Source organism: Pseudomonas sp. PS02303 (assembly GCF_029959925.1).
In the GTDB taxonomy this organism is placed as follows: Bacteria; Pseudomonadota; Gammaproteobacteria; order Pseudomonadales; family Pseudomonadaceae; genus Aquipseudomonas; species Aquipseudomonas mandelii.
The window spans coordinates 1-1,962 of record NZ_JASCOM010000484.1; the positions used below are offsets into that span (position 1 = coordinate 1).

Consider the following 1,962-nt stretch of genomic DNA (forward strand, 5'->3'; position numbering starts at 1 on the left):
GGGAGCTTGCCCCCGCTGGGTTGCGCAGCAGCCCCGCAATCTTGGCAATTGTCGAAGATTTTTGGGAGCGCTTCGCACTCCAGCGGGAGCAAGCTCCCTCGCCACAAAAGCTCCCTCGCCACAGGAGCCCGTCAATCCTTAGTTCAGCGACTGCTTGAGCACGCTGCCCACCACCCATCCAGCGTTGCCTGCAACCATTCGAACACGGCTGCATGGGCGGCGCTGTCCTGTTGCCCTCGAGGCAACGGCGACTCCTCTCCAAAGTGCGCATTGAGCATGGCCACCGACTCCGCATTCCACTCTGGATGAAACTGCAAGCCCACCCGCGTCGGCCCCACGCGATACATCTGCTGTTCACATTGATCGCTGCTGGCCAGCACTTGCGCATCAGGCGGCAAGTCGATTGCGTCTTCGTGCCACTCCAGCACCTTCAGCGTCCGGCCATCGACGAACGTCACGGTGGTCCAGCCGGTTTCGGACCGATCCATCCGCCGCACGTTTCCGCCCAGACTCAGCGCCAGCAACTGCGCCCCCAGACAAATCGCAAACACCGCCGCGCCCTGATCCAGGCTGGCCGCCAGCCACTGCCGTTCTGCTTCCAGCCACGCCGGCCCGGCGTTGGATTCATAAGGTCCGCCCAGCACGATCACGGGCGCCGCGCTAACCGGCGGTAACTGGCCGAGGTCGGCGCGAAAGATGTTCAGCGTCACCCCTCTGGACGCTGCCCAATTGGCAATGGCGCCTGGACCTTCGGCGGGGTGGTGCTGGATCAGATTCAAGGTGGGCATCGGTACTCTCTGTAGTTTTTGCGTGTAGGTTTTGTCTGAAAAAAGGGCTTGTCCTACAGTCCTTGCACCGCCTTGGCGCACGCTTCAAGGGCTTTGAATGGCGCGGCCACGTTTCTATAAGTATTTGTCGCTTAAAAACAATTTGCCCATTAGAAGCCATTCTAGACTGCCGGCCACTTCGATCTTCACCGACCGAAAGTCATTCGAAAGCTGCCAATAAAAGCCTCCGCACACAGGAGTTATAAATGAAGAAGCTAGTGATGTTTGGTGCCTTGGCACTGTCGATGTTGTCCCTGACCGCCGTGGCCGATGACGCCAAGCCGATCCGCATCGGTATCGAAGCCGGTTACCCGCCATTCTCGATGAAAACCCCTGACGGTAAACTCACCGGTTTCGACGTCGATATCGGCGACGCGCTGTGCGAGCAGATGAAAGTGAAGTGCACCTGGGTCGAGCAAGAATTCGATGGCCTGATCCCGGCACTGAAAGTGAAGAAAATCGACGCGATCCTGTCGTCCATGACCATCACTGACGATCGTAAGAAGAACGTCGATTTCACCATCAAGTACTACCACACCCCGGCTCGTTTCGTGATGAAGGCAGGCACCGACATCAAGGACCCGCTGACCGAACTCAAGGGCAAGAAAGTCGGTGTGCTGCGCGCCAGTACCCACGACCGCTTCGCCACCGAAGTGCTGGTTCCGGCCGGTATCAACCTGGTTCGCTACGGCTCCCAGCAGGAAGCCAACCTGGACATGGTGTCCGGTCGCGTAGACGCGCTGCTGGCCGACTCGGTCAACCTGGACGACGGTTTCCTGAAAACCGACGCCGGTAAAGGCTTCGCTTTCGTCGGCCCGACCTACGAAGACGCCAAGTACTTCGGCGGCGGCGCCGGTATCGCTGTGCGCAAGGGCGATACTGCGCTGGCCGACAAATTCAACACCGCCATCACCGAAATCCGCGCCAACGGCAAGTACAAGCAAGTGCAAGACAAGTACTTCGACTTTGACGTTTACGGCCAGTAATCACGCCGTTCAAAAAAGTGGCAACCGTTGACGCGGTTGCCATTTTTTATGCCCGCTCTGTGTTGAAATGAAATCCCTTGTGGGAGCGAGCCTGCTCGCGAAATCGGTCGTTCAGCTGCATTTATGTTGACTGACACAACGCTTTCGCG

Annotated in this window: 2 protein-coding genes; one reads left to right on the forward strand and one right to left on the reverse strand. The window is 58.4% G+C overall.

Annotated elements, in window-relative coordinates; genetic code table 11:
• Window positions 1–143 precede the first annotated feature (143 nt).
• Window positions 144–788, reverse strand: a complete 645-nt coding sequence (locus QMX98_RS34310; RefSeq protein WP_077749080.1) for a type 1 glutamine amidotransferase — start codon at window positions 786–788, stop codon at window positions 144–146.
• A 245-nt stretch (window positions 789–1,033) separates the two neighbouring features.
• Between QMX98_RS34310 and QMX98_RS34315 the strand changes: the two genes are divergently transcribed.
• Complete coding sequence (locus tag QMX98_RS34315; RefSeq protein ID WP_077749081.1) at window positions 1,034–1,813, forward strand: ABC transporter substrate-binding protein; 780 nt, start codon at window positions 1,034–1,036, stop codon at window positions 1,811–1,813.
• Window positions 1,814–1,962 lie beyond the last annotated feature (149 nt).

Excerpts from the sequence above, each read along its gene's own strand:
- QMX98_RS34315 (WP_077749081.1), top strand. The coding sequence starts at position 1,034 with ATGAAGAAGCTAGTGATGTTTGGTGCCTTGGCACTGTCGATGTTGTCC.
- QMX98_RS34310 (WP_077749080.1), bottom strand. The coding sequence starts at position 788 with ATGCCCACCTTGAATCTGATCCAGCACCACCCCGCCGAAGGTCCAGGC.